The sequence below is a fragment of the uncultured Corynebacterium sp. genome, from assembly GCF_945649885.1.
In the GTDB taxonomy this organism is placed as follows: domain Bacteria; phylum Actinomycetota; class Actinomycetes; order Mycobacteriales; family Mycobacteriaceae; genus Corynebacterium.
The window spans coordinates 1-4,270 of the sequence record NZ_CALZFS010000169.1 but is presented as its reverse complement, the minus strand read 5'-3'; the positions used below and the strand labels follow the sequence as shown (position 1 = coordinate 4,270).

4 protein-coding genes and 1 pseudogene are annotated in these 4,270 nt (G+C 59.2%); 1 reads left to right on the top strand and 4 read right to left on the bottom strand.

Annotation, left to right across the window (positions count from 1 at the left end):
- Positions 1-265 (bottom strand): annotated as a pseudogene (locus Q0M74_RS13180) (cation transporter); the annotation flags it as partial.
- A 20-nt stretch (positions 266-285) separates the two neighbouring features.
- A complete protein-coding gene (locus Q0M74_RS13175; RefSeq protein ID WP_293955202.1) occupies positions 286-864 on the bottom strand; it encodes an RNA polymerase sigma factor in 579 nt (192 codons plus the stop codon).
- Positions 865-1,123: 259 nt separating this feature from the next.
- Between Q0M74_RS13175 and Q0M74_RS13170 the strand changes: the two genes are divergently transcribed.
- Positions 1,124-2,719 carry a catalase gene (locus tag Q0M74_RS13170; protein ID WP_293955200.1) on the top strand — a complete coding sequence of 532 codons (1,596 nt, stop codon included), beginning with the start codon at positions 1,124-1,126 and terminating at the stop codon, positions 2,717-2,719.
- Positions 2,720-2,853: 134 nt separating this feature from the next.
- On the opposite strand, the gene Q0M74_RS13165 is transcribed toward Q0M74_RS13170, so the two are convergent.
- Together Q0M74_RS13165 and Q0M74_RS13160 are read right to left on the bottom strand one after the other, a co-directional pair.
- Entirely contained in the window at positions 2,854-4,020 is a 1,167-nt protein-coding gene (locus Q0M74_RS13165; RefSeq protein WP_293955198.1) for a Dyp-type peroxidase, read from the bottom strand.
- Positions 4,017-4,270: hypothetical protein (locus tag Q0M74_RS13160; RefSeq protein WP_293955196.1), on the bottom strand; the 254-nt coding region annotated here is incomplete at its 5' end. The genes Q0M74_RS13160 and Q0M74_RS13165, both read right to left, overlap by 4 nt.

Sequence of the window (4,270 nt, the reverse complement as noted above, 5' to 3'; positions counted from 1 at the left end):
GGGCGAAACCATAGGGGTGGGACAGGCTGGCCCGGCGTCGGGCCACTTTCACCCCGATGAGGAAGACCAGGGGTGGGACCATTCCCAGTAGGTCCTGGATCCAGGCGGCCTGCATGGTCTGGGAGTTGCCCTTGATCAGGAACAGGATGAGGGTGTCGATAAGCAGGTAGACCAGTGTGCACCAGGCCAGGATGATGCCCCGTCGTGTTGCCTTCTGCACACTATCGGGGTGGGTGGTCTGGTCTCCTCGGATGGGGGAGCTCATGGGGAACAGATTACTCGTGTCTATAAGCCGTGAGCGGTGTTGTCGTCGCCGTCAGTGTCCACAGCGGTGGCTTTGATCAGGTCGGCGCGCGCTCGGGCCACGCGCGAACGGATGGTGCCTACCCGTACCCCGGAGATCTTCGCGGCTTCATCGTAGGTGTACCCGAGGACCTGGGTGAGGATGAGTGCTTCTCGACGTTCAGCAGGCAGGGCGTCGATAAGCGTGCGCACATCAATCCACTCTGACCAGATGGTGGAGTTGCTGGCATCAGCGGCGCCGGCATCTTCATATTCCACATGGGACTTGCGGGGACGCGCCATGTCATGGCGGATATTGTCCACCCAGACGCGCCGGGCCAGGGACAATAACCAGGTGCGTGCGGAGGAACGCGCTGCGAAGCGGGGGAGCGCGCTCATGACCCGGAGATAGGTCTCCTGGGTCAGGTCATCCGCGATTTCACGCCCACCCAGGTGGGCGAGCAGACGCCAGACATCATCCTGGGTGGCGCGGATGAACTCAGTCAGAGCGTCACGGTCTCCACGGCCGGCGGCCAGGGCCAGCTCGGTGACGTGGGCATCGTTGCGCTCGTGGGACTTCACAACAGGAAAGAATACCAGCTCACAGCCATGTCCCCAGACAGCTCATGCGAAGTCCATCTCCCGGTGAAGTAGTGGCCCGGGGGGTAGATTAAGGGGGAACGGAATGCTCATTTGCTATCGAACTTTCGTTCCTCTGCTGGGCAAACGATTCCCCCCTGGGGGCTTTAATCTCTGAGGGGTGGCGGCACCTGACATTATCCGGTAAGTTATCAATCAGGCTTAATCCATAGGTAACCCACATAAACGGAAGGATATGATTATGACTGAAAACTCAGCAGCAGATCAGATCGTCGACCGCGGCATGCGTCCACAGCTCTCCGGAAACACCACCCGCCACAATGGCGCACCGGTTCCATCCGAGAACATTTCTGTCACCGCAGGCCCACAGGGTCCGAACATCCTCAATGACATCCACCTCATTGAGAAGCTCGCACACTTCAACCGCGAGAATGTTCCAGAGCGTATTCCACACGCCAAGGGCCACGGTGCTTTCGGTGAGCTGCACATCACTGCAGATGTCTCCCAGTACACCAAGGCAGACCTTTTCCAGCCAGGCAAGGTCACCCCGATGGGTATCCGCTTCTCCACCGTTGCCGGTGAGCAGGGCTCCCCTGACACCTGGCGTGACGTCCACGGTTTCGCTCTCCGCTTCTACACCGAAGAGGGCAACTACGACATCGTCGGTAACAACACCCCAACCTTCTTCCTGCGCGATGGCATGAAGTTCCCTGACTTCATCCACTCCCAGAAGCGTCTCAACAAGAACGGTCTGCGCGATGCAGACATGCAGTGGGACTTCTGGACCCGTGCACCTGAGTCCGCTCACCAGGTGACCTACCTGATGGGTGACCGAGGTACCCCTAAGACCTCCCGCCACCAGGACGGCTTCGGCTCCCACACCTTCCAGTGGGTCAACGCTGAGGGTAACGCAGTCTGGATCAAGTACCATTTCAAGACCCGCCAGGGCTGGGATTGCTTCACCGACGCTGAGGCAGCAGAGATGGCCGGCCAGAACGCCGACTACCACCGCGAGGACCTCTACAACTCCATCGAGAACGGCGACTACCCAATCTGGGACGTCAAGGTTCAGATCATGCCTATGGATGAAGCAGAGAACTACCGCTGGAACCCCTTCGACCTGACCAAGACCTGGTCCCAGAAGGATTACCCACTGCAGGATGTCGGATACTTCATCCTCAACCGCAACCCCCGCAACCACTTCGCACAGATCGAGCAGATCGCTCTCGATCCGGGCAACCTGGTCCCAGGTGTTGGTCTCTCCCCGGACCGCATGCTCCAGGCACGTGCCTTCGCATATGCTGACCAGCAGCGCTACCGCATCGGAACCAACTTCCGCGACCTGCCGGTGAACCGTCCAGTCAACGACGTGAACACCTACAGCCGCGAAGGCTCCATGCAGTACGTCTTCGACGCCGAGGGCGAGCCTTCCTACAGCCCGAACCGCTACTCCAAGGGTGCAGGCTACCTGGACAACGGCGAGGATTCCTCCTCCAACCACACCTCCTACGGCCAGGCTGAGGACATCTACGTCAACCCGGATCCACATGGAACCGACCTGGTCCGCGCTGCATACGTCAAGCACGCAGATGACAACGACTTCATCCAGCCAGGCATCCTGTACCGCGAGGTCCTGGATGAGGGCGAGAAGGAGCGTCTGGCAGACAATATCTCCAACGCCATGCAGGGCATCACCGAGGCTACCGAGCCACGCGTGTACCAGTACTGGAACAACGTTGATGAGAACCTCGGCGCACGCGTCAAGGAACTCTACCTGCAGAAGAAGGGTGGCGGCGCAGACGCCACCGCTTCCGTAGGTGACGAGGGCGAAGCCTAAGTCCTTCAACTCCAACTCGCCTTATGCGAGTAGTTGAAAAAAGGGGGTCCGTCCACCAGCATGTGATTGCTGGTGGGCGGACCCTTTTCGCATCCCAGTATGATCTGGGGCTCTTTGCGGAACCTGCTGCGTATCTAGGCCAGCGAATGACCCAGTGGAGTCTTCTCATCAAAACCGGGCAACATGGCAAAAGCCGCCGTTGCCACCGGAGTGGAGAATTCCATGAGGGCATCCATCTCATCCAGACGCTGCTGCGTCAGGATGAAGGTTCTGATGTCATTCTGGAAGGCAATGAAGATAAGCCCCTGGTCCGGGAAGCCGGTATCCGGATCAGGACGGTTGAAACTATAGCTACGCCGCAACATCAGTTTGCTGCCGGTAAAAGAAGGGTGTGCTGCACGCACATGGGAATCTGCCGGAATGACAAAATCCCCGGTGGGGGTCTTTGCTGAGACATTGGCATCCTCATGCAGCTGCGTACCGCCCAGGGGAATCCCACTGACCTTCTCCCTGCCCATCACAGCATCCTGACGGGTGGGGGACAGAGCACGGAAAGAGGTAGTGTCCAGGAGGAAACTACGAAGAACACAGATCGTTCCACCCTTGAGTGGACCGGAGGGAATCCACACGTTCTGTTTCAGTTCCTCCTCGCTGCGGGGGACAGTCACACCATCGTGATATCCGAAGGGGTTCCTGGCGACACCCTTATCGCCGGGGCCACGGAAACCCAGCTGTGACCACCGCAGGGAGAAACCCGGGAGGGTGGTGCTGAGAAAGTGGTACACCGGCTCCAGGTCCACCGGATTGCTGGAATGGATGCTGAGCAGAATATCCCCACCGAGTGCGTTATCCGGAAGGAGTTCATCGCCGCGGTAGGTAGGCATGATGAGCAGATCATCCAGGGAATTTCCATGGCGGGAGGCGTTGAGAATGCGTTGGCCCACACCGGCAGACACGCTGAGGTCCCCGGGGCCGTCCGGGAGGATGGCGGGGTGGTGGCCATCGACAAGCTCCCGGATCTTTGTCCCCAGCGTAGCCAGGGCATCCCAGATACCGGTGGTATTAACATCAGCCACGATGATAAGTGCGTGCGGCTGCGGTGTAGTGGGACGTGTGATGCTAGCCTGCTCAGGTCCCTTGAGATCCGCGACTGGGCTGGTGGCGGGATCTTCTTTCTCCCCATCGGGTTGTGTGCTCTGGGTGGCGCCGAGTGTGAGTAAGCCACCACCGACGGCGGAGGCACCAGCACCAAGCAGCAGAGACCTTCGGGAAATCACTTTTTTATCCGGGGAAAGCATCATGATTCAGGGGTGAGCTCAGTGATATCAGGGAGAAACTCGCGTGCCTCTGCCGTGAAGAACTCCAGGGTGACCCATTCGCCGGCAATGAATGCCTCCACGGAATCAAGGACAGCACGCTCATCAAGCTTCATCTTCACCACAGCGTCCTCCGGTGTGGGCTGAGGATCACCGGCAGCCAGGGCCTCCTCGGAAGGGGGAGTGGCAAAGACATTGAGCTCAACTTCCTGCTCATCCCGCTCAACTGTTTCAG

Bases quoted from the DNA above. Each gene is read 5' to 3' on its own strand.
- Q0M74_RS13170 (WP_293955200.1), top strand. From the start codon at position 1,124: ATGACTGAAAACTCAGCAGCAGATCAGATCGTCGACCGCGGCATGCGT.
- Q0M74_RS13165 (WP_293955198.1), bottom strand. From the start codon at position 4,020: ATGATGCTTTCCCCGGATAAAAAAGTGATTTCCCGAAGGTCTCTGCTG.